Annotated in this window: 27 protein-coding genes and 2 pseudogenes; 15 read left to right on the forward strand and 14 right to left on the reverse strand. The window is 37.3% G+C overall.

Annotated features, from left to right (window positions below; translation table 11 throughout):
* Positions 1 to 12: 12 nt before the first annotated feature.
* The 11 genes from hxlB (at position 13) to G532_RS0113730 (ending at position 9,253) form a co-directional block, all read left to right on the forward strand.
* On the forward strand, positions 13 to 564 hold the full coding sequence (hxlB, locus tag G532_RS0113675) for a 6-phospho-3-hexuloisomerase (protein WP_027965304.1): 552 nt from the start codon (positions 13 to 15) through the stop codon (positions 562 to 564).
* A gap of 11 nt (positions 565 to 575) precedes the next feature.
* Positions 576 to 1,199: a bifunctional 4-hydroxy-2-oxoglutarate aldolase/2-dehydro-3-deoxy-phosphogluconate aldolase gene (locus G532_RS0113680; protein WP_027965305.1), complete on the forward strand. Its 624-nt coding sequence runs from the start codon at positions 576 to 578 to the stop codon at positions 1,197 to 1,199.
* Positions 1,200 to 1,234: 35 nt separating this feature from the next.
* Positions 1,235 to 2,269, forward strand: coding sequence for a TRAP transporter substrate-binding protein (locus G532_RS0113685; protein ID WP_027965306.1), 1,035 nt, complete (start codon positions 1,235 to 1,237; stop codon positions 2,267 to 2,269).
* Positions 2,270 to 2,335: 66 nt separating this feature from the next.
* Entirely contained in the window at positions 2,336 to 2,818 is a 483-nt protein-coding gene (locus G532_RS0113690; RefSeq protein ID WP_027965307.1) for a TRAP transporter small permease, read from the forward strand.
* On the forward strand, positions 2,819 to 4,105 hold the full coding sequence (locus G532_RS0113695) for a TRAP transporter large permease (RefSeq protein ID WP_027965308.1): 1,287 nt from the start codon (positions 2,819 to 2,821) through the stop codon (positions 4,103 to 4,105).
* A gap of 15 nt (positions 4,106 to 4,120) precedes the next feature.
* Positions 4,121 to 4,792, forward strand: a complete 672-nt coding sequence (gene rpiA, locus G532_RS0113700; protein WP_051189191.1) for a ribose-5-phosphate isomerase RpiA — start codon at positions 4,121 to 4,123, stop codon at positions 4,790 to 4,792.
* 21 nt (positions 4,793 to 4,813) lie between these two features.
* A complete protein-coding gene (locus G532_RS0113705) occupies positions 4,814 to 5,764 on the forward strand; it encodes a sugar kinase (protein ID WP_027965310.1) in 951 nt (316 codons plus the stop codon).
* A 10-nt stretch (positions 5,765 to 5,774) separates the two neighbouring features.
* Positions 5,775 to 6,401 (forward strand): 3-hexulose-6-phosphate synthase, encoded by a 627-nt coding sequence (hxlA, locus tag G532_RS0113710; protein WP_027965311.1) that lies wholly within the window; start codon positions 5,775 to 5,777, stop codon positions 6,399 to 6,401.
* On the forward strand, positions 6,401 to 7,360 hold the full coding sequence (locus tag G532_RS15435; protein ID WP_051189192.1) for a Gfo/Idh/MocA family protein: 960 nt from the start codon (positions 6,401 to 6,403) through the stop codon (positions 7,358 to 7,360). The genes hxlA and G532_RS15435 overlap by 1 nt, the downstream gene beginning before the upstream one ends.
* Positions 7,361 to 8,046: 686 nt before the next feature.
* On the forward strand, positions 8,047 to 8,952 hold the full coding sequence (locus G532_RS0113725) for a DMT family transporter (protein ID WP_027965312.1): 906 nt from the start codon (positions 8,047 to 8,049) through the stop codon (positions 8,950 to 8,952).
* A gap of 55 nt (positions 8,953 to 9,007) precedes the next feature.
* Positions 9,008 to 9,253 (forward strand): hypothetical protein, encoded by a 246-nt coding sequence (locus G532_RS0113730; protein WP_027965313.1) that lies wholly within the window; start codon positions 9,008 to 9,010, stop codon positions 9,251 to 9,253.
* A 56-nt stretch (positions 9,254 to 9,309) separates the two neighbouring features.
* On the opposite strand, the gene G532_RS15445 is transcribed toward G532_RS0113730, so the two are convergent.
* The 8 genes and pseudogenes from G532_RS15445 to G532_RS15460 all read right to left on the reverse strand — a co-directional run bounded on the left by G532_RS15445 (position 9,310) and on the right by G532_RS15460 (position 15,140).
* On the reverse strand, positions 9,310 to 10,215 hold the full coding sequence (locus G532_RS15445; protein WP_245570147.1) for an NAD-dependent epimerase/dehydratase family protein: 906 nt from the start codon (positions 10,213 to 10,215) through the stop codon (positions 9,310 to 9,312).
* Positions 10,216 to 10,365: 150 nt separating this feature from the next.
* A complete protein-coding gene (locus G532_RS15450; RefSeq protein ID WP_245570148.1) occupies positions 10,366 to 11,196 on the reverse strand; it encodes a bile acid:sodium symporter family protein in 831 nt (276 codons plus the stop codon).
* A gap of 3 nt (positions 11,197 to 11,199) precedes the next feature.
* Positions 11,200 to 12,693 (reverse strand): thiamine pyrophosphate-binding protein, encoded by a 1,494-nt coding sequence (locus G532_RS15455; RefSeq protein ID WP_281170544.1) that lies wholly within the window; start codon positions 12,691 to 12,693, stop codon positions 11,200 to 11,202.
* Between the two features lie 59 nt (positions 12,694 to 12,752).
* Positions 12,753 to 12,893 (reverse strand): annotated as a pseudogene (locus G532_RS16320) (thiamine pyrophosphate-binding protein); the annotation flags it as partial.
* An 87-nt stretch (positions 12,894 to 12,980) separates the two neighbouring features.
* Positions 12,981 to 13,328 (reverse strand): hypothetical protein, encoded by a 348-nt coding sequence (locus G532_RS16325; protein WP_483788254.1) that lies wholly within the window; start codon positions 13,326 to 13,328, stop codon positions 12,981 to 12,983.
* Positions 13,219 to 13,596, reverse strand: coding sequence for a hypothetical protein (locus tag G532_RS16390; RefSeq protein ID WP_483788253.1), 378 nt, complete (start codon positions 13,594 to 13,596; stop codon positions 13,219 to 13,221). The genes G532_RS16325 and G532_RS16390 overlap by 110 nt, the downstream gene beginning before the upstream one ends.
* Before the next feature lie 71 nt (positions 13,597 to 13,667).
* Positions 13,668 to 14,114, reverse strand: a complete 447-nt coding sequence (locus tag G532_RS16330) for an iron-containing alcohol dehydrogenase (protein WP_027965315.1) — start codon at positions 14,112 to 14,114, stop codon at positions 13,668 to 13,670.
* 147 nt (positions 14,115 to 14,261) lie between these two features.
* Positions 14,262 to 15,140, reverse strand: a complete 879-nt coding sequence (locus G532_RS15460; protein WP_035513054.1) for a DMT family transporter — start codon at positions 15,138 to 15,140, stop codon at positions 14,262 to 14,264.
* Between the two features lie 227 nt (positions 15,141 to 15,367).
* On the opposite strand from G532_RS15460, the gene G532_RS16335 reads away from it, so the two are divergent.
* Both G532_RS16335 and G532_RS16340 read left to right on the forward strand, forming a co-directional pair.
* Positions 15,368 to 15,820: a TIGR00366 family protein gene (locus tag G532_RS16335; RefSeq protein WP_169513916.1), complete on the forward strand. Its 453-nt coding sequence runs from the start codon at positions 15,368 to 15,370 to the stop codon at positions 15,818 to 15,820.
* Positions 15,821 to 15,867: 47 nt separating this feature from the next.
* Positions 15,868 to 16,233 carry a TIGR00366 family protein gene (locus G532_RS16340; protein WP_281170547.1) on the forward strand — a complete coding sequence of 122 codons (366 nt, stop codon included), beginning with the start codon at positions 15,868 to 15,870 and terminating at the stop codon, positions 16,231 to 16,233.
* On the opposite strand, the pseudogene G532_RS16155 reads toward G532_RS16340, so the two are convergent.
* From G532_RS16155 to G532_RS0113785, 3 genes and pseudogenes are all read right to left on the reverse strand, one after another.
* Positions 16,216 to 16,326: pseudogene (locus G532_RS16155) on the reverse strand (TIGR00366 family protein); the annotation flags it as partial. The gene G532_RS16340 and the pseudogene G532_RS16155 overlap by 18 nt on opposite strands.
* 353 nt (positions 16,327 to 16,679) lie before the next feature.
* Entirely contained in the window at positions 16,680 to 18,203 is a 1,524-nt protein-coding gene (locus G532_RS0113780; protein WP_027965318.1) for a DUF3298 domain-containing protein, read from the reverse strand.
* Between the two features lie 130 nt (positions 18,204 to 18,333).
* Positions 18,334 to 18,777 carry a hypothetical protein gene (locus G532_RS0113785; RefSeq protein ID WP_027965319.1) on the reverse strand — a complete coding sequence of 148 codons (444 nt, stop codon included), beginning with the start codon at positions 18,775 to 18,777 and terminating at the stop codon, positions 18,334 to 18,336.
* A gap of 304 nt (positions 18,778 to 19,081) precedes the next feature.
* Between G532_RS0113785 and G532_RS0113790 the strand changes: the two genes are divergently transcribed.
* Positions 19,082 to 19,384 carry a hypothetical protein gene (locus G532_RS0113790; RefSeq protein WP_027965320.1) on the forward strand — a complete coding sequence of 101 codons (303 nt, stop codon included), beginning with the start codon at positions 19,082 to 19,084 and terminating at the stop codon, positions 19,382 to 19,384.
* 22 nt (positions 19,385 to 19,406) lie between these two features.
* Entirely contained in the window at positions 19,407 to 19,655 is a 249-nt protein-coding gene (locus tag G532_RS15470) for a DUF5683 domain-containing protein (protein WP_035513056.1), read from the forward strand.
* Between the two features lie 62 nt (positions 19,656 to 19,717).
* Here the strand turns inward: G532_RS15470 and G532_RS0113800 are convergent, their stop codons facing one another.
* From G532_RS0113800 to G532_RS16160, 3 genes are all read right to left on the reverse strand, one after another.
* Positions 19,718 to 20,515 (reverse strand): hypothetical protein, encoded by a 798-nt coding sequence (locus G532_RS0113800; protein WP_027965322.1) that lies wholly within the window; start codon positions 20,513 to 20,515, stop codon positions 19,718 to 19,720.
* Between the two features lie 18 nt (positions 20,516 to 20,533).
* Positions 20,534 to 21,979, reverse strand: coding sequence for a TcaA NTF2-like domain-containing protein (locus G532_RS0113805; RefSeq protein WP_027965323.1), 1,446 nt, complete (start codon positions 21,977 to 21,979; stop codon positions 20,534 to 20,536).
* Positions 21,980 to 22,078: 99 nt separating this feature from the next.
* On the reverse strand, positions 22,079 to 23,068 hold the full coding sequence (locus G532_RS16160; protein ID WP_027965324.1) for a hypothetical protein: 990 nt from the start codon (positions 23,066 to 23,068) through the stop codon (positions 22,079 to 22,081).
* Positions 23,069 to 23,214 lie beyond the last annotated feature (146 nt).

A 23,214-nucleotide genomic window follows, 5' to 3' on the forward strand; every position in this document is an offset into this window, starting at 1 on the left:
AGGGGGGATTCAATGGCGATTTTGAAAACGATTACAGAAGAGGTAAGCGAAATAGTTAATCAGGTAGAGGAAAAAGAACTTTCCCAAGTAGCCGAAAGAATCGATCGTTCTGGCCGAGTGTTTATTGCTGGTAATGGTCGTTCAGGTCTTGCAGGTAAAATGTTTGCCATGCGCTTGATGCACCTTGGATACAATGCGTATGTAGTGGGTGAAACGATTACTCCTGGAATTACTGAGAATGATTTGTTGCTTGTTATTTCCGGATCAGGAAACAATAAAACCTTAACGCATTATGCAACGAAAGCAACGGAAGTGAATGCAGATATAGCACTAATATCCACTCGAACTACTTCATCAGTTGGGGAGTATGCAAAGCAAACATTAGTCATCCCGGCTGAAACAAAGAATGATCAAGGTGAACGAAGAACCATTCAACCATTAGGAAGCCCATTTGATCAAGCTGCTCACTTAGTATTGGATAGTATAATCGTTCACCTAATGCAATCCTTTATGAGTCAAGAGCAGCGGCAAGGATTACATGGAAAGCATGCGAATTTGGAATAGGTGGTGAGAACATGAGTGAATTCTTTGGCAAGCACCCAATCGTAGCGGTCGTTCGACATGCCGATGATCAAAACATAGTGCCAATTGGAGAGGCATTATTAGCGGGAGGCATTGATTCCATTGAGGTAACAGCAGAAACACCTGATGCCGATTTATTAATTGAAAAACTCGATAAAGAACTAGGTGATCAGCTTTATATCGGAGCAGGAACCGTGTTAGATCCGGAAACGGCAGAGAAAATGGTGAAAGCTGGAGCTGATTATATTGTTTCTCCAACTCTGAATGTAGAAACAATCAAATCCACCAAACGGTTAGGGAAATTATCGATACCAGGTGCATTCACTCCAACTGAAATATTAGAAGCATATGAAGCAGGAGCTGACTGTGTAAAAGTATTTCCTGCTGGGATCCTTGGTAGCGATTACATCAAGAATTTAAAAGGTCCTTTACCACAAATTCCTGTGATGGTTACGGGTGGAGTCGATTTAGGCAACACCATGAAGTATATAAAAAGTGGTGCTGTAGCAGTTGGTATTGGTAGTCAGCTAGTAAATGCAAAAGATTTGAAAAGGGAAGAAGATTTTCGTCAATTGACAAATAAAGCTACGTTATTTACTAATCTTTTTGAAGGTTAGAATTTATAATTTTATCTAAAAGGGGAGAACACAAAATGAAACGTTTAATGATGTTAATGGCAGTTTTAGTGCTAACGGCAATGATTGCTGCATGTGGTAGTGATGATGGTGAAGAATCATCTGGTGATGGAGATGGTGGCGAAGACTCAATCAAGCTAGTCGCTGCGCATAACCAAACAGATCCAGATAACCCTTACCAAGATGGATTAGAAGCATTCAAAGAAACAGCTGAAGAAGAATCTGATGGTCAAGTGGAAGTAGAAGTACATGCTGGAACAATTGGTACAGAAGAATCAGAGCTAGTTGAGAAACTTCAAACTGGAGCTGCAGATGTTGTATTAGTATCTCCAGGGTTTATGACATCTACAGGAATTGACGAAGTAAACTTATTCGCTTTCCCATACCTTTTCGATAGCTACGACCATTGGGAAAGTGTTGTTCAAGGTGAAGTCGGAGATCAAATGGCAGATATCATTAATGAAGAGTCAGGAAATGATTTCAAACTACTAGGTTACTGGACAGCTGGAGTTCGTCATTACTATGGTAACGAACCACTTGAACAAATGTCTGACCTAGAAGGTAAATCCATCCGTACACAAACGTCTGGTGTTGTATCTGACTTCTGGGAAGAAACAGGAGCAATACCTACACAAGTTGCATGGGGTGAATTATATCAAGGACTTCAACAAAACGTTGTAGATTCTGCAGAGAACGCTTATCCTTATTTCGTTCAACAAGACCACCACACAACGCAAAATGGTCAATATATTACTGAAACAGGACATGACTATACAACTCGCTTTTTATTAGTAAATGGAAACGAGTTTGATCAGTACTCAGAAGAACAACAAGAAATTATTTTAAGTGCAGCAGAAGCATCTGTAGAAGCAGAGTGGGAAGCACTTTACAGTCAAGAAGATGAATTTAAAGATATCGCAATTGAAGATGGCGCGGAAGTGAATGAAATTGATCGCCAGCCATTTATCGATATCGCTGAACCATTACAAGATGAAGCAGCTGAAGAATATGGTGTAACGGAATTACTTGAACAAATTAGAGATGCACGATAATCAAAGTGACTTTATTGGATGGGAAGGGGCACAATGTGTCCTTTCCTTTCATTTAGGAGGTGCAACATGCAAGCAATCGTTAAATACATAGAAAAAACGCAGATTCTAATCGGTCTGGTTGCTCTATGTACATTCTTTTTAGTCATTTTGTTCCAAATTGCCATGCGTTATTTAAGTATATCAGTCATCTGGACAGAAGAAGTTGCGAACTATTCATTTATTTGGGCTGTCTTCATGGGTGCAGCTGTCATGGTTAATAGACGAGAACATTTTAATTTTGATATGTTACAAACCAAGTTAAAAGGCAAGAAGAGATCGATGTTGAACATTTTCAATGACGTAGTTTTATTAATATTCAATATAGCGATTTTCTATTATGGAATCGAAGTTGTTCAACAGTTTTGGGATTATAACTGGGTTGCACTTCCTTCTATGAAAATGGGATATGTTTGGATTTCTATTCCAATCATGGCAGGAACAATGATTATTTATACCATCTCCCATTTAATAACACATGTGAAAAATTTTAATAAAGGGGAGGTGGAATAGATGGGTTATTTACTCGTAGGAACATTTATTTTATTTTTGTTAATTGGAATTCCAATTGCATTCGTTATAGGAATTGTTGCATTGATGGGTATTGTTAGTATTGAATATATACCTGAGATGTCTGTGCCAATGCGAATGATGAACGGGCTTAACTCGTTTGTTCTGCTTGCAGTTCCTTTATTTATACTAGCTGCGAACTTAATGAACTCCGGGAAAATTTCTGAGAAGTTAATTGAGTTTGCTTTAGCTATTGTTGGTTCCATTAAGGGTGGCCTAGCACAAGCAAACGTCTTGGTTTCCATGATGTTCGCGGGTGTTTCTGGTGCTTCTCAGGCAGATACTGCAGGCGTTGGTAAAGTCTTAATTCCAAGCATGAAAAGAAATGGATACGACAATGAAACGGCAGTAGGTATTACAGCAGCCTCTTCTACAGTAGGTGTAATAATCCCACCCAGTATACCGATGATTATATTTGCTGGTTTATCTAATGCATCTGTTGGGGCGTTATTTCTAGCGGGAATCGTACCAGGTGTGTTAGTAGCTCTAGCGATGATGATCTTTGTATATATCATTGCTAAAAAGAAAGACTTTCAAAGTTATGAACGTGTTGAAGTGAAAGAATTCTTTAGACGGATGATTCATGCCTTACCTGCTTTAATAACGCCAATCATTATTGTTGGAGGTATTACAACAGGCTTCTTCACCGCTACAGAATCGGCAGCAGTAGCATCCTTGTACACATTTTTAATTAGTATGTTCTATTATAAAACATTGAAGATGAAACATATGCCGAAAATCTTGTTTGACACGATGGCACTGAGTTCTCTTTCTTTATTCGCCTTAGCGGCAGCAAGTGCACTTGGTGAATTAATGAGTTATTACCAATTAAGTATGCTCGCTCAGGAATTCTTTGCTGATCATGTAGATGCAAGATGGGTGTTTATCTTAATTACAATTGCGTTCTTCCTATTTATCGGAACATTCATGGACGCTATTCCAGCAATGATCTTGTTTGTTCCAGTTATTTTACCTGCAGCTCTTGAATTTGGAATTGACCCAGTACACTTAGGGTTGATTGTTGTTATGACGTTAGCAGTCGGACTGATTACTCCACCGTATGGCTTGTGTCTGTTACTCGCTGCGAAAATCGGGAATTTACCAATTGAACGATCATTTCGTGCGGTAATTCCGTATATGATTATTGTTCTTGCGGTGTTGACATTTGTTGCGTTCTTCCCTGACGTTGCGATGTATATTCCTGAAATGTTAAATCCAGATTTATTTTAGATAGGGTGAGTGAAAATGGCTGAAATGGATAAGAAGAAAGTTGCAGAAGCGGCATTAACCCAGGTAGAATCCGGCATGGTAGTGGGGCTAGGTTCTGGCTCCACCCTTGCCTTTTTCATGGAAGCATTAGGAGAATTAATTTCGGATGACTTCACTGTGTATGGAGTTCCAACTTCTGTAAAAACGGAGAAATTAGCTAGTAAGTATAATATTCCATTAGTTGAATTAACCGATGATCTCGTGATTGACGTAACGATTGATGGAGCAGACCATATTTATGAAGACGGAAGTATGATTAAAGGTGGCGGTGGATCTCTCGTCCGTGAAAAGATTGTCGCAATGCATTCGCAGCGCAACGTGTATATTTCTGATGCCTCAAAGTTGTCTAAGCACGTGGCACAGGTTATTTTACCTGTGGAAATCGTTCCTTTTGGGTATAAACGAACCCAACTAACCGTGGCAAATCAATTAGGAGCGAAAGCGGAGTTAAGAATGCAAGGGGAAGATCCTTTTATATCGGATAATGGCAACTATATCATTGATTGTTATTTAAACGATACCGGATTGTTGAATCGGGTGGATCGTCAGCTTAAGCTCTTAACTGGAGTTGTGGAAACTGGAATTTTCACAGATTTGGCGGATGAAATTTTAATTGCAGATAACGAAGAGGTTTATCGGTATTTATAAATGAGTAAAAGAGGTGAGACAATGAGTGATGTGATAACAATTGGAGATGCGATGATTGCATTTAATCCAACAAAAACAGGTCCGATGAGATATGTTAATACATTTGAAAAAAATATAGGTGGAGCAGAGCTTAACGTCGCGATCGGTTGTTCTCGCCTTGGACTATCTACTTCATGGATTAGTCGATTAGGCAAAGACGAATTTGGCACGTATATTAAAACGTTTGCTCGTGGAGAAAACATTGATGTCAGTCAAGTGAAACTGGTAGAAGGCACACCAACTTCTTTAAATTTTAAAGAAATTATGCCAAGTGGAGACGTGAGGACATTTTACTATCGTGAAAATTCTCCTACCCTAACGATGAAACCAGAAGAACTGGATGAAGAAGCATTCAAGTCGGCAAAAGTATTACATTTAACAAGTATTTTTCCTGCTATTGATGATCAAAATCTAGCGATTACAAAACAGGCGATCAAATTAGCGAAAGACCATGGAGTAAAGGTAGTATTCGATCCAAATATTCGACTTAAATTATGGACAAAGGAAAAAGCTCGTGAAGTAATCTTGGACTTATTACCAGATGTTGATTTATTAATTGCTGGTGATGAAGAGATGAAAATAATTGTGGGTGAATCAGATCCTGATCGAATTCAAGAAAAGTGCCAGCAATTCGATTTTGAGTACTTAATTATTAAACGTGGTGAAAACGGAGCAACAGGTTTTCATCAACAACAAAAAGCAGAAGTTAAAGCTAATAAAGTGAAAAGCGTCGTCGATACAGTTGGTGCTGGTGATGGATTTGACGCTGGTTTTATATATAGCTATTTGAATGGTTATAGTTTAGAGAAGGCACTCCACTTTGCAAACACGATTGGTGGAATGGTAGTAGAGGTCATCGGAGATAATGAAGGGCTACCGTATTTAGAGGAAGTACAAATGCACATGGGTGAAATAGAAAGAATTGAACGTTAGGAGGATACAAATGAAATTACAATTAGCTTTAGACCGTTTAACATGGGATGAAAGTATGCATGTAGTTGATCAAACAAGTTCATCTGTTGATATTATTGAAGTTGGAACAGGAATAATAAAAGAATACGGAATGGCAATTGTTCGTGAAATGCGTAAATTATATCCGAATCATACAATCATGGCGGATATGAAAACCTGTGATGCGGGAGGGCATGAAGCTAAGCAAGCTTTCGAAGCTGGGGCTGACATTGTCACTGTGATGGCTTTCTCTTCTCCTTTAACTATTCAAGACACCATTGATGTTGCTAAAACTTACAGCGGTCGAGTGATGGTGGATTTGTTAGAAGTTAAAGATCAACAAGTCATTGAGAAATTAAATGCTCTAAATGTTGATCTAGTAAGCTTACATGTAGGAAAGGACCAACAGAAAGAAGGCGGATTTGAAACTGGATTGTATGAATTAGTTAAGGGTCAACAATTTGAAGTAGCTGTGGCAGGCGGTATCAAGCTAGATACATTAGATGATGTAATGACAGGAAACCCTGATATCGTAATTGTCGGAAGTGCGATTAGTAAAGCGGAAGATCCAAAATCAGTTGCTGCAACTATACAAAAGAAAATAAGTAGAGAAGTTTAATGCTACGTATCGGAACAGTCGGTACTAGTCCTATTACGGGTAAGTTGATAGAAGCTTCAAAAGAGGTAGATGATGTAGAAGTAGTAGCGGTATGTTCACGTACAGAAAAATCTGCCCACGCTTTTGCGAAAAAGTTCTACGTGGAAAGAGCGTTTACTGATTTAAATCAAATGGCCACTGATTCAGAGGTTGATGCAGTATATGTTGCGACTCCGAACACTATGCATTTTGAACATGTCATGAGTTGTTTGGCAGCTGGAAAGCATGTGTTGTGTGAAAAGCCATTGTTTATGACAGGTGAGGAGCTTGAGCAAGCTTATCAAGAAGCGGACCGCCAAGGCGTCGTTTTACTGGAAGCGATGCGACATATTCACGCGCCAAACTTTAAAAACTTAATGGAGTCTGTTTCAAAAGTAGGGAATATATCTTCCGTTTACTTGCATAGAATTCGCTACTCTTCAAAGTATGACCGCTATCTTGCAGGAGAGATAAATAGTGTATTTTCAAAAGAACTTGGTGGGGGAGCTACAAGAGATCTTGGAGTTTATCCGCTGGCAACTTGTGCGGCTTTATTTGGAGAACCAAATTCTGTTCAATTTACCCCAACACGATTAGAAAATGGAGTCGACGGAGCTGCAACCATTGTGTTGAAATATAACAGGTTTCACTGCACCGTGATGTGTTCTAAAATTAGTACATCCTATAATAAGAGTGAAATTCATGGTGATCAAGGAACGTTAATGATGGATAATGTCGCTCCAATAACTTCTTTGTCCTTCACATCCACAAGTGGGGAGTCAATTGATGTAGGAGTAGAGGATCTATTACCTAATATGAGCTATGAATTAATCACTTTTAGAGACCTTGTTAATCGTAGTGATCTGAGGTCGGACTCTTACAACTATTATCGATCAGTTAGCAGAATCCTGGTGAAGATTCTAGAACAATGTGAGAGCTAATAGAGGCAGGAATACTTCTTAGTATTTCTGTCTTTTTGTATATATAGGTTCAATTCTTTTGACCTATAAAAATTATTTTGAAATAACCGAAAAATAATTCAAATTTCGTGTTTTGTATACAAGTTGCTCATATTCATGCAAAATTTGTTATTATAAATATTATTGATTCTTTAATGAAAAGGAGAATGTGTATGGATTCGAAAACTCATTGCTCCGTTGAAGGATGCTCAGATGCCATTAAGGCTAGAGGATTATGCGTGAAACATTATCAGCGGCTTATACGAAATGGAAGCATTTTTAAACAAGAAAAGTACAAAAACAAAACATGTTCTGTCGATACATGCGAAGAAACTGTTGTAGCAAAAGGGTATTGTAAACATCACTACAATAAATTACGAAGTATGGGGAAGATCGGGACAAAAAAGCGATGTCAGGTTTCGAACTGCAATGAACCTCACCACGCAAAAGGCTATTGCACGCATCATTATTACTTACATATGAAAAAAGCGAATAATTAGTGAGAACCAAAGGGTGATATTCCATCCTTTGGTTTTTTTAGTTTGGTTCTTGATTTTAGTGCTGATTATTTCTCTATAACTAGTTTCGATTAATTGAATATATACCTTATCTAGTTTAGTGTAAAAGAGTACTACATAATATGACAGAAAGAAATCAGGTGTATATATTTGATCAAAATTTACATATTATTATTGTTAGTCATGCTCATGTGGGGGATGAATCTTTCTGCGTTGAAAGTATTGGTCGACGCGATTGACCCGGTTATGCTTACAGGTGTCAGAGTATTTGTTGCTGGTGTTGCTGTGCTTGCGATCTGTAAGTTCATGGGGATCTTACGTTTGCCTTTAAAACATGAGTGGTTGATTATCATCTACATATCTATTTTTAATGTTGTTTTACACCATTCTTTTGTTGCTATTGGGCTGAACATGACTAGTGGGGTTAATGGGGCTCTTATTTTAGGGTTAATGCCACTTGTGACAGTGATGATGACAGTGGTAATTCTTAGACAGAAAGTTTCTTCTTTGAGAACATTAGGTTTCCTTCTTGGTTTTGCGGGGATTGCGGTAACAACTTTGACGGGGGAAGAAGGTTTGGCTGGAATATCTTTAGGAGACTTTATTGTTTTACTAGGAGTTCTTGTTCAAGGGTTTAGCTTTGTATTGATAAGCAAGCTTCAACCAGCTTCCGATCCTAGACTAATTACAGGATATATGTTCATTCTAGGATCGATTTTTGTCTTCCTATTTAGTCAAACATTAGGTTCAGACATAGCTGAACTCGGTAAACTTGTAGATTGGCATTTAGGATTCGTCTTTCTATTTAGTGCTGTTGCTGCAACTGCATTTGGACATATGAGCTATAATTATGCGATTCGAAAGGTTGGCCCTGCTGAGTCAGCTGTGTTTATTAATTTGAATACCTTATTTGCGATCCTAGGTGCTTCTTTATTCTTAGGGGATGTCATTACGTTTTATCATTTAATAGGTTTCATGCTCATTTTGACAGGCGTTTTCTTAGGTACTGGTAGTTTAGAGCATATGTTACACAAACGTAAAATGAAAAATGTTTAACACCTTAACAAATCAGGAAAACTGTATATATAAACCAATTGAGGTGGTGTTGAATATGACTGAACGTAAAAAAGATCGTACAGAAGAAGGCAAGAGTATAGATGAAAAACGTCAAAGTGTCTACGAGGAACGTAGAACAGAGTTGCATCAGTTTAAAGACGAACAGTTAGTAGACGATATTCCTTTAGAAGAAGTTAAAATAGAAGAACAAAACCAGAAGCAGAAAAACAAACCATATTCACAGAGTACGTCGCAGACGGAAAAGAAATATAAGAATAAGGAAAAGAAAGATAAAAAATAGAGTAGTGAACCTGTCTTCTATCGAATGGATAGAAGGCAGGTTTTTTACATACGAATTTATTTGGACAAATCTTTCCCTGCTATAAACCTTTCAAACACTTCTTTTGATGTGTAAGTAGGGGTGAAGTCGAACTCCTGCTTTAGTTTCGTGTTATCTAATACTGGGCGGTAGCGAAGAAAGTCTACTTGTTCGGGGCCGTACTGGGTTAGGGATAATTTTTTTAGAACCTTTAAACTACTAGTAATTAGTGGTGCAGGAATGCGTATTACTTTTTTGTTTAACGATTGAGCTATGTCATCAATGGTCATTTTTCCGTCCCTTGCAACATTGAAGATTCCCGTTTTCGGACTGTTAATGGCTAGTGCTAAACATGCTACAATGTCTTGGTCCCAAATGAATACAAAGGGGCTGTCAGAGCCTTTAATTCCGAGTAACTTCTTCTTTTTAAATAGATCCGTTATTTGATTATTCACGTTTTCCCCAAGAATAGTGCCGATACGAAAGATGACTTGTTCTAACTCGGGATGGTTTTCTCGGTAGACGTGAAGCATTTCTTCGACTACTCGTTTGTGATAAGAATATGCGAATGTTTGGTTTCCTCTTATGGAATCATTTTCTGTCAACCACTCTGGGTGGTCTCTATGGTAGCCATAAGTAGCACCACTTGACGAGATGATGACTCGTTTTACATGGTTATTCACACATGCATCGAGGATATTTTTCGTACCGCCAACATCTACTGCGTATTCGAAGTCCCGATTGCTTTTTTTACCTGGGGTGACGATGGTTGCAAGGTGAACTACTGTGTTAATTTCATTTGATTGAATAACTTCATTTACTTGGTTTGAACGCACATCTAACTTTACATATTTTGTGTAGTTGTCTAACTGAAAATCAGGTGATTCTTTTATATCGGTCGCAATAATGTTCCAAGGTTCTGGGCGTGATTGGTTTTCTTTCATTAAAATTTTTCACGAGTTGACTGCCGATATAGCCCATTGCGCCAGTGACTAATACATTCATGAGACTTCTCCTTCTGTAAGTTCTTCTTTCGGTGGACGTTTGGACCAAAAGCTTGCTAGAGTTAAGCCGGCAATAATGTGCCAAATCGCTCACCAAGCCGCTACTATTGCCATTCCTCCAAGTCCATCGAAAAAGTTAAAGATTAGAATTAAACCTAGTCCGGAATTTTGAATCCCAATCTCAATGGCAATCGCACGTCTATCTTTTTCTTTCAATCCAAATGTTTTTGCGGAAAAATAGCCAATTCCTATTGCTAAAAGATTGTGTAAGAATACGGCAAAAACTACCATCCCTACAAATTCTATAAAGTATCCAAAGTTTGCTGCGAGGGCTCCAAGGACAAATAAAATGAAAAAGACGATGGAGAATTGTCGCATCCTTTTGCTCGCTTTTTGGGACCAAGCCGGATATTTATAATTTACCCACATTCCTATCGTCAGAGGCACACCTAATAAAATGAACACTGTTACAAGCAAATCGAGTGGATTGATCGTAAATGTTCGTAAGATTTCATTTGTGGGACCATACATAGACCCCCAGAATATAGTGTTTAATGGTGTCATGAAAATGGCAAACACGGTCAATACTGCTGACATGCTAATCGATAAAGATGTTCTACCTTTACTAAAATGTGCTAGAAAATTAGAGAGGTTTCCTCCTGGACAAGCTGCGACTAAAAACATTCCTAAAGCGATACTTGGTCTTGGCTCTAATATAAGTACTAGTAGAAATGTTAAAGCTGGTAGCAATAAAAATTGTGCTGTTAAACCAATAATGAAAGGTTTAGGTGTTTTTAAGGTGCGTTTGAAATCATTCGGTTTTAAATCTAATGCCACACCAAACATAATAAAACCGATTAAAATATTCATCAGTAAGAGGGTGGTGGCATTGAAATTAAGCTGTACCTCATCGATTCCCATGGCTTACTTCCCCTTTGGTTCAGCATGCATGTTTTTAAAGTATCTTAAACCTGGTGCCCACATATGTTTCACTGGATCAACATCCGCATGGATTACTGTCGGTTGATCTGCTTGAAGGGCAGCTTGTAATGCTAGTTTATATTCATGCGGATCATTCACGCGTGCACCAATAGCCCCCATACTTTCAGCTAACTTATCGAATTGAATTTCACCAAGGTCGGAATTAATATTCTCCGATTCGTCGAGTGATTTTTTGACAATCGTTTTCACTGGGCGTAACGAGAAATCTTGACTCATTTTCACCATGCCCCATTGTTTATCGCATACAACGATAAAGATTATTTTTAATTTATTACGAACCGCTGTTTCTACTTCTTGCGGATGAAAGCCCATCGCACCGTCTCCGGTAATGCATACAACCGGCTTGTTCGGCCCAGCTACTGCAACACCTAAGGCTTGCGCCACTCCAGCACCGAGCATTCCAAATTTAAAAGTGGAGAAGAGTGAACCGGGTTTTTCTATGGATGAATAAAAGTTTGCCCAAATCGTCGTATTGCCCCCATCTGCGACAATTGGGGTGTCAGAAGGTAGGACTTTATTTGCAAGCGCTGCAACAAGAGCCGGATTCATCGGTGTTTCTAAGTCTTCTAACTTTTGATCAAGCTTTTTACGGTTACGATTTTTATCTTGGACAAAAGGTTCGATTTTTTGTTTACGTTGATTTAAATGGAGTTGATCTTTTTGTTTAACCAGTTTATGAAAGAGTACTAGTAGAAACTTTTGAATATCTGCCTGAATAGCTAGCTCTACTGGTTTATTTGCTCCTAATGTAGAAGGGTCAATATCCACTTGTATTACTTTTTGATCAGCATTCCAATACGGAGCTTTACCCCACCAATCGGTTTCTCCAACTCGTGAACCAAGAATCAGCACGACATCCGCTTCTGTTCTAATTTTAATATTTGTTTCGATATGAACCATTGGCATGTTCAAGTCATTACTTTCTCGCATCACACCTCGACCAGCCCAGCTCGTTGTTACCATCATCTGCATGAGGTCCGCAACTTTTTCTAGCTGATCGTATGCTTGTGCATGAATCACACCACTACCAGCGTGTATAATTGGAAATTTTGCTTGAAGTAATAGATCTACGGCCTCGTTTAGTTGGGCTTCGGAAGGTTCAGGATTTGTGTGTAGGCGATACTGATGTCGGTCCCACAAGTTTACAGGGTCTTTGAAGCTTCCATTAATTATATTTTCAGGAATATCAATATGCACGACACCAGGTCTGCCGTTATAACATTCACGAAGGGCCATGCGCATTAGTTCTGGAATTCGGTCAAACGAAGGCACGGCGACGCTAAATTTCGCAAATTGTGAAATAGTATTTGTTTGGTCAAAACATTGATAGGTTCCATTGCGATCAGGATACATAATTCCGGTTCTTCTGGAACTTGTAATGACAAGGACTCGGTTACCTTCTGCTTGTTCGACCACAAGCCCTGGTTAAATGTTTGCAACCCCAGGCCATTACTCGCCATACACACTCCAAGATTTCCTGTTGCACGTGCATAGGCGCCTGCCATATGTGCAGCGCTTGTCTCGTGGCGAGGGGTAATTAAATCAATTTGATGGGGTTTTAAGTTCGAATAAAACCCAAAGTAGGTCCCATCAATAATTCCAAATATCTTTTGCACCTTTTATATTTGAAGCATTTTTGCTACTACTTCTCCGCCAGTCATTTCAGCCATTCGATCACTCCTAAGTTAATTTGTTGGAAGACGCTAAGGTAAAAGCTTTTTATATAAAATATGGATGTCCTTTTCTGTTGGAATTTGTCTGTTTGTTAAAATCCCATTTCCTGATCGTGCATCTTGTGTTAGTTGAGGGATGGCTTTTTCGAGTTCTTCGTCTGTGAAATACGCTTTTCCTTGATCATAAGTAGCAAACTGATTGTTTAAATCTAGAACGCGTTCTACTACATCTTGCGGATGGTGTTCTTTGCGTTCTGGGTAAAGAATTTTAGCGATTTCTCGGATGCGTTTTTTGGATGATGGAGTAGAAAAGTCTAAAACAAAAGGTAAAAGCATGGCGACACTTAATCCATGTGGAACAAAAAAATCTAGCTCCAAGAGGTCTGCCAGCAGCATGGGCCAAATTAGTTGAAGCGTTTGAAAAAGCAATTCCGGCATTTGCACTAGCGATTAATAACTCTTCTTTTGCGTTAAGATTAGATGGGTCTTGATACGCAATGGGTAAGTAATGGTTGATACCTTCTATTGCTTTTCTAGTATAATCATCTGTTAGTTTTGTTGCTTTTGTGGATAAGAAAGCTTCGACTGCATGAGTAAGTGCATCCATTCCTGCATAAGCTAAAACATTTGCAGGAAGGTTCTCCATTAAAGAAGCATCTAAGATTGCGAGGTCTGGGATGAGATCGTGGTGACCAGGGTTATGCTTGATGTTCGTTGCTACATCTTAATTTTATTCACATCTGAACCAGTACCAGCAGTTGTAGGTACTGTGATAAGGGGTAGACGGTCAATTTTATCTAACTGGGGTACATCTTGAATGGAATAGGAAGGATTTTTTTCTTGAAAGGAGGTGGCTTTAGCTAAATCCATCGCGCTACCACCGCCAATTCCAATAATGCCATCCACATTATGTGTTCGAGCAATTTCGGTTGTATGACTAAGGTGATTACTTGTCGGTTCACCTTGATAGTCTGTGAAAATAATGTGATAGGTTTTGAAATTCTTAAACATCTCTGTGAATTTGGCTTCCAAATAATTATTATGTAACGCACTTTTACTTACGATCATTAATACTTTATTTAGTCTAATTTCCTCTAGATAATGGGATAGCTTATGAATGGCGTACACTTCTACTTCGATACGTGATGGTAAGTCCAACCTCATTTGTTCACACTCATTTAACTATATGTATGCGCTTTCAAAATACTTATTCACGATAATAGAATTCTATCTTAAGTATAACGAAAGAAGGAGGAAAACTACAAGATATTATTTTAAAAACTCAAAAAATTCAGAATAAAACTTAACTTTTTATTTTTTGCTTCGAATGTTCGTAATAAGAATCCCGCTTAATATAAATATACTTCCTATTAATATATTCCATGTAATGATTTCATCTAGTAATAACCATCCAAAAAATATCCCGAACACTGGAACAAGTAGAGAAGGCATGGTTGCCCCAATTGTATCTACGACGCTTAATAGCATAAACCACACGGTGAAGCATAAAGCAGAAGCTAATACACCTGTGAATACGACGTAATAGATACTATCAAATGTCCAATTGATGGTTGCATCACCCTCAGCTAGAAATGCAACTATTGAAATTGCGATTGCACCGAAAAGCATTTGGTAGGCGTTTACTTGTAAACGTGGAAGTTTATTTAAGAAGATTCGATAGTAAATATTAGAAAAAGCCCATGAAATTGCAGCGATCACTATTAAAAATTCACCAAATAGAACTTCAAGTGTTACATTTCCAAGGAGATCTGAGAACAATATAATGGCTAAACCAAACATTCCGATTACTAAGCCTGTCCAACGTATTTTAGATGTTTTTTCTTTTAAAAGAAGATTTGCTAAAACTCCACTCCAAAGAGGCATAGAATATAGTAAGAGGGACGACTTCCCTGCATCAATGAACTTTAAGGCATACATAACAAGTAAAAATACGATTGCAGTTTGAAGCATACCTAAAACCAATAAGTGAAAAATTTTATCTCGAGGAGGTAACCCTAATTTATAGATCATCACAACAAGAACCATAACGATCGCACCAAGGCCAAAGCGAAAGGCTGAGAAAGTAAACGGCTCCATATAAAGTAACGCATCTTTCATTAGAACCCATGAATAACCCCATATGATAGTAATAATTAGTATTAAAACCCACTGAATTGATTTTCTTTCCATCGTTAATCACACCCAACTTTTCACAAAGTATAGCATAATATGCAATGTTTTGATTTTTAAATTTTCTGAATTCAACATTGCTATTCGACACATTTTTCACTATAATTGTTCATATGTTTAGTGTAAGCGCTTACTTGATATTTTTATAAAATTTTGTGAGGAGAAAATTAGGATGTTAAAAAGCGTTACTTCATTTTTTGATCGAATGGTCCAGCGTTATTTACCTATTGCATTTTTTATTCGCACTTATTTTAACAGTCGTTGTATTTATTTTAGGACTTATATTTACTTCAAGTGGACCGGTCCAAATGGTCGAGCATTGGGGGACAGGCTTCTGGGATTTACTAGCATTTGCGATGCAGATGTCACTGATCGTTGTTACAGGGTACATATTGGCTAACACGCCATTAATTAAGGGGTTTCTTATTAGATTATCTAATTTTGCAACTTCACCCGGTAAAGCGATAATACTTGTGACAGTCGTCGCATCACTAGCATGTTTAATTAATTATGGTTTTGGGTTAATTGTCGGCGCCTTATTATCACTCCATGTGGCAAAACGTGTTCCATCCGTCGATTACCGAATTTTAATTGCTGCTGCTTATAGTGGGTTCTTATTGTGGCATGGTGGCTTATCAGCTTCAATTCCTCTTACGATTGCACAGACGATCACTTTTTAATGGATACAGTTGGCAGCATACCGATTACAGAAACCTTATTTAGTCCAATGAATATCTTCATTGTGATTATTCTATTATTGACACTTCCAGTTATGAACTGGTTAATGCATCGAACGAGTGAAAATCCAACACCTGTAGACCGAGAATTTTTGAAAACGCAAACGGAATTTACGGAAACAGAAGAAGTTAAAGCAAGGGCGGATATGACCCCAGCTGAAAAACTAGAGAACTCCACGATTATATCCATGATTATTGGTGGTCTCGGTTTAGCGTTTGTGGTTTACCACTTTGCAAATAACGGCTTAGATTTAAATATCAATATTGTAAACTTCACGATGTTATTTTTAGGGATTATTCTTCATGGTAACCCGCGCAAATACTTAGACATTGTTTCTGATGCTTACAAAGAATAACGACATTTGTTCTGAGAGTCCAGAAGCAACCATCATGCCCATAATCCCCGCATAAAATGGGAATTGAATAATAATTCCGCCAGCATTTTTTACTTAAGGGATATCATGGGCTTCTGTATGATTATCTTGATTTGGAGTTTCATCCCGATCGCAATCGGCTTACTGTTGTTTTAATGGAGAGTAAGAACCGGTTTAGTTTCTAAAATTGTACCGAGTATACGCACCTTGATTAAAATGTCTAAGAGTAGGGTAATATGACAATAAATAAGAAAGGTGTGGTAAAATGATCGGTGGTATTTTTAGAGGTATTTTCAAGTTATTTATATTCAAAAAGATATTTGGATTTATAAAGAATCGTTTTAGTGGAAATAAGAACAATCGAGGAAACGGTCAGTTTTAAAATATTAGCAGGAATCCACTTGAAAAAAGAGTGAATTCCTCTTTTATTATAATTCACTGTAATCAATATGAATCTCTACGATACCAGAAGAAGGAGGTGCGATAATAGATGGATTAAAATAAAGGGTTATATAGTCTTGGTGTATGGTGAATGGAATGTCTTCTCTAAGTAATTCCGCCGCAACCGTTTCCCATTCTCCTTCATAAAGTGTATCTGAAAGCGAATGGTCTTGTATTTGGTCCATTACTTGTTGGTGGAACTTAGATTCCTCTACATCTAGATTGCTAATCAATTCTTTAACAGGAATCTCGCGTTCTTTTATTAGATCATAATTTAATGTTTTTATTTCGTAAACTCCTTGTTGCTCACCTTCATAAATGAATTCTTCTGCTTTGAGAGAAATAAATTCTTCATTCCAAAATGTTGGTTCATCTAAGATGAGATCAATTATTTGATCAGAGGCTTCCCCTTGGTAATTAAGAATAGTCTCTTCGACATGCTCCCAGTTATCTATAAATGGTTCTACAAACTGTGCTGAGATAAGGGAATCCACATCCTCGTTTTCAATTATAGGGTATTGGTATAAAAAGCGTAATCTTGCTTCTTCAACCGTTGCTAACCTTTCATATAGTTCTAAGTCATAATACTGGCCTTCAAGGTTTCGTTCTTCGTCAATTATGGCAGACTCATTTAGAGTTTGTTCTATATTCTCATTGCTCGATACATACTCTTCTTTTGCAAGATAGGATAGATTTCCTGTTTCTTGTTCGATTGCATGAATCATACGCTGATCAAGTCTAGGTCTCCATATAAAGTAAGAGGATCCCTCATATTCCGTAGTGTCTAATAATTCTCCCGAGCTTCCCGTATTATCTCCGTTCCGTTCTGAGATAAATTGTTGTATGTCATTCAATTCTGTAAAGTCGTCTTTTGTTAAGTTAATAGGGTACTGGTCAGCCATTTGAAATTCATGACCATCGAGTTTCCATTCTTGATCAGGTTGACTTAAATGAAGGTTATACGTACCCGCTGGACTATTTCCTGCTTCATCCCCGAGTTTAATGAACGATACTAAAAGGTTATTTTCTTCCTCACTCAATTCAAATCGCGTATCGATAGAGAGGGGTGTTGCTAATCTACTTGAATGATTATTTGCAATAATATCTAAGATTCGATTCATTTGAGATTGAATGAATTCCTCTGTTGCGATGTCAATTAAATACGTCTGCACGGTTTCCTCTATGTAGTCATAATCTTCTGTAGCACTTTTAGGATCATTAATGATCGAGAGAAATTCTTCTTGATCATATGAACCATCTAACACCAACTCATTTTGAACTTCGTGTATCTGGGTATATAAATTTTCGAGCAGTGTAAGTGTTACACCAAGTGCCTCTTCTTGATTTAAAGCAATTTTTTCTGTTTCATTGCTTTCTTGTTGGTCAACTTCGGATTCGTTTGTGGATTTTTCCTCAGTTTGTTCTGACTCTACCTCGCGTTCGCTTAAATCTTCTTGGTCAGAACAACCGATTAAATGGAATAAAAATAATAATACAGTTAGTAGCCTCATAAGTTAAAACAGTCCTTTCCCATGCAGTTATAGGAATCAAAGGAAAATCCTGATTTAAGTATATCAGACTTTAGTAACGAACTATATCAAAATTAGGAGTACTAGATAGGGTTGTGTAGAAAAATGGAGGTTAATCTGAAATGAAAATGCTTGAAAGGAGCTTTTTTAATTCTCTTTTACCTAAATACTCATCGGTTAAGATAGGCTTCAGGTCATACTTTCTTACTTCGTCTATGATGACAGGGGAGAGTTCTAAGCTCAGTAGTAATTCATATGCCTTTGTAAGGGAAGAGAGGCTTAAAAACCATTGTACTTGAGGAACAGTAATGTATTGATCAAAAATCATACAAAAGTCAATTAAAGCATCTACATGTGCTTGACCATCGAATGTGTGACAGCTTGGACAGTTCCAGCCTGATTTTGGGGTTTCTTCTAGCCCGACATAGTGACACATGGAACAGACGATCCCAGGTTTATAATTGGATATACTAAAGTCATGTTCTTTTAAAAAGGCCGCTGGATCAAAAGGTTGATACTGATTCATAAGAATAGATTCTAAAGAATTTGGATTCATCTTTTATCCCTCATTTCTATTATTTTTATTAGTTTATAAAATACAGAGAGGATAATCAAATAGCGTTAAGTCGTTTATATTACCTTATTTTTCACAGGTGTATCTGAACCTAACAATCCTAATACGTTTTAGGTTAGTTATTTTCATTAAGGGTAAATTTAAAAATATATATAATAAATTTCCATGTTTAATTTTATGGCTGTAAAGGAATCAAGTATAGATAGAAGCACCTATTTTTTTGTCTCATAAGAGTAACCTGAAAAAGTGTTATGATTGTGGATGAGAAGAATAGAAGGGGTGCTTTATGAGAAAAGTATTTGTATTATTACTGCTTATTTTAATTAGTATGTTGGTAGCGTGTAGTTCAAATGGAGATCTTCAAGGTGTGTGGGAAGGTGACCAATACGATCTAGAAATTGATGAAGATGTGATTAGTATTGTTGGTCATGTTCCTCTTGAAATTGAGTATGAGCACGTTTCTGGTGATGAATATGAAGTAACTTTCTTAGATGAAACAGAAACGATTGTTTTGGAAGTGGATGGAGATCAATTGACTATGGAATCTGTTTTTTCTGGTGAAAGTGAAGTGTTTGAAAGAGCTGAATAATTGGTATAAAGGAGGAAAAGTTATGTTATCTGGAAAAAGTCCTGGTTTAGCAGTTGTACTATCATTTTTCATATCTGGACTTGGTCAAATTTATAATGGTCAAATTATAAAGGGACTAGTTACGATCGGAATCCAAGCTATTAACGCGGTATTAATGTTTGTCATTATTGGTTTTGTCACTTATTTCCTCGTGTGGGTTTGGGCAATGTATGATGCGTACAAAACGGCAGAACGAATCAATGATGCTTCTGGAAAAGGAAGTAGTTTTTAAATAGATTAACATAAAAATGCTTCATGACTATGTATCAGGTCATGAAGCATTTTTTAGTAATTTTAAAATGGAAAGCTATTGTAGAGCATAGATTCTAGGCCAACAATAAAGTCCATCATAAACGTATTTAAGAAGAAATAGACTATTAGTGATGTTAATACAACTGTTCCAAGAGCTAAGTATACATTTTGACCTGTTCGATCAACTGCAGATGCATGTTCATATACCAAAATGGTTGGAATAATATATAAGAATAAAAATAAAGTGCTTGATGTTAGGACAAGAGTGAAGACTGGTGCGCCAGCTAGCCCTGCGATTATAGCTACTGCATGTACAGCTGTTAATGGCACTGCTAAACTTCCAAACTGTGAAACTATTGTTTTAAAAGTAGCCGTTGACTTAGCCAATTTCATCATCACAACGATACTTACAAGCGCCGTTGCTAGTAAAAGTAATGTGAAGAACATTAATCTTGAGTTAATCGCGAAAAATGGTAAAGATCCACCGAAATTACCCATGTAAGTAGAGTAAAGTGAATTAACTAAGAAATAAATGCTTAAGGACAATGTTAAAGCGTACAACACGATGGTGATTAGGCTATTTAAAAAGTGGTTATCATTTGTGGATAGACCATCTGTTGGATTTTTTAATAATCCGGTAAAATAATTTCCATAATCTTTTAATCCGTTTTGTACTTGAGCTATTCTTTCATTTTGTGGGACAGTAGTTGTAGCTGCTGTTTCGCTTGCTGCTGTAGCTTCCTGGTGTGACTGTTGATTCGAGGCTTCTAAAGCACCTCCGCACGACCCGCAAAACTTTCCTTCTGATTGTGTCTGATTACAGTTTGAACATACTAACATATTTTATTCCCCCTTGAGTTAATCTCTTTGAGTTTCTAGGTAGTCAATTTCCGTTATATAAAAGTCGCCATCTTCAATCACAGTATATGATTTCATTCTGTCGTAATCTGTTTGAACGTTTAAGTGATTCGTAAAAATAAAGCGTTCATTCGTTGTAACTTCGTATACACCTTCACTAATCTCTTCTGTGCTTATAATTTCATTTTCAGTAAATTCATAGGAGTAAGCGGAGTCCTCTAAATCATCTACATACGTCTTGATCTCTTCGTATGCATCACTATTGTAGTCGAGCATGTTTTCAACTTGTGAAAAGTCTTTATTATTGACGGTATCCTCATAGTTGTCTCTAAATGCGAGAATATGTTCGCTAACTTGATCGAGTTGATCATTCTCAACCGCGTTTTCATCAGAAGTTTGATCGATCTCGTCTTCTTCTGTTGTTGACTCATCTAAAGCTGTTTCTTGATCAAAGTAAAAAGGTAGTCCGAACCATCCGCCAGGGTCGTTTTGGGTAATTGTATCGGAAGAAATCACGTCACCATTTTCTGTCTGTAGTTCAGCATGTAATTCTACTTCTTCTTCAGTAGGAAAAGGTCCTAATTCGTCAAATTCTTCTAGTGTTTTACCAGTAGATTCTCCGTTTACGAATAACTCTGCTGAAGGTTGGTTCGTATCAATTCCATATACATTTCCATCAAAATTCATATAAATTTCTTGTTCTTCATTCGGATACGTAGTAAATTCTTGTTCGTGTTGAAAGTCTCCGAACATGGATTGTACTTCTCCTGCTATCGTGTATTCACCTGGATATATCGTTGCGATGGAGCTAGGTTCATCAGCATCGATGGTAGATTCCGCCCCATTAAAGGTTATTTTTGCGTCGTTCATAGAGCTAACCACTGTAAGTTGTTCAGGTTCAGCTCGAAGATTGTATGAGGTAAAAAGTCCGAAAAGCTCTTTTTCTGGTTTGACGGTAAATAATTTTCCACCATACACACTTTGGAATTCCCTACTTAAATTGCTGCCAATGTGACTTTCTTCTTCTAATAATGCTAAGTATTGATCTTTAATGGCATTCCATTCATTTTCTTTTATGTATTGAAAATAGGAGATTTCATCAATTGCTGCAGAGGAGTCCAGTTCAATCATGGAGAAAAACGATGCCTCGTCATTTGCTGCAATAGCTTCGTCCATTGCTTGCAAATCTTTTGATGGATCATAGTAAGCTTCTAATCCTTTGTAGGCACCGAAAATTACTACTATTAAACTAATTAATGATGCGATAGTAAGCTTAGATGTCTTACTTAATGTTTTTTTAGCTTTAGGGGTAGCTCGAGTTTGCGGTGATTTCGGTTTGTTTGTTGGTAATTCTTGTTGAGAAGATTGATTTAACGAGGAACCACATGAGGTACAAAAAGAACTGTTATTATCAACTTTATACCCACACTCCGTACAAAAATTCACATTTATTCACCCTTTCTAAGAATAATAGACTGATTATATTGTCTTATATATTCTAAGTATAGCAGAATGTTACATGATTTGTAAGGAGTGTGGGATTATTTACACTGTTTTTATATAACGCATGACGACAACACCTAACCCAAGCATGAATGTAGAGCCTACAAACCAGGTTAAGGGGTCAGAGAATAGAGATGAGCTTGAAGCATTTGCGATTTCCTCATTCGGATTTGACTCTTCCGTTTGAGCAGAATCTACTTGTTCCTCTTCGTCTTCTTTAGAATCTGTATTTTGTTGACTGGTACGGATAGTTAAAGGTGTTGCTCTGATCGTATCGAATTTATTACTGTTTGATCCAAGTAGCTCAAGGTCAAAGGATTGTCCGTCAGTGTCTTCTTCTAACTCTTCCTCTAGATTCTCTTCCTCATTTTCAGCTAAATCATTTTCTAATTCATCTGATTCTTCGGATTGATCTACAAGGTCATTCGTATTTTCATTTTCAGAAGTGTTATTTTCCTCAGAAGTAGTGGCAGAATTTTGATTGGAAGTATTGCTGTTATTTTGGTTCGTAGTCGAACTAGATTGGTTGCTAGTATTAGATGAAGATTGATTACTAGTTGAATTACTAGAGTTAGAACCAGAATTACTTGTGTTGCCAGATGAATTGTTATTTTGGTTAGAGGATGAATTGTTTGAATTAGAATTTGAATCAGAAGAATCGTTTGAGTTATTATTCGATTCTTCTTCAGGCTCGGGTTCAGGTTCTTCCTCAGGTTCAGGTTCCGGCTCAGGTTCAGGTTCTGGAGTTGGCTCACTCGTGTAAACTGTCAGTGTTCTGCCGGAATTGAGTTCAAAAGTTTCCCCGTTTGAAGTCGCGAAGGAGCGACCTGAAATGCTTACGATAAAACTACCACCATTACTATAATAACCACTAATAGAGTCGTCAGAACCACAGTTTTCTGGGTAGGCGTATGAATTTTTATGTAGGTCTCCATCGATTGAAAGCACACATGGATTCTCTTCTGCGTTCACTTGGCTAAAAGTTATGAAACTTAAAACTATAACGGTGAATATGAGAGATAGCTGTCTCAAAATAAATCCTCCTTATGAATTTTTATTATCATTCTATTTCATGTTTATGTGTTGGTTTATGTGGATACTATTCCCATTATCCAATTTTATGAGGAAAGTTGCAAGTAATTGTCAATATTTCACTTGATATTAGGTATCTAATCTAG

Origin of the sequence: Halalkalibacillus halophilus DSM 18494, from assembly GCF_000423105.1 — a bacterium.
Classification (GTDB): Bacteria; Bacillota; Bacilli; order Bacillales; family Alkalibacillaceae; genus Halalkalibacillus; species Halalkalibacillus halophilus.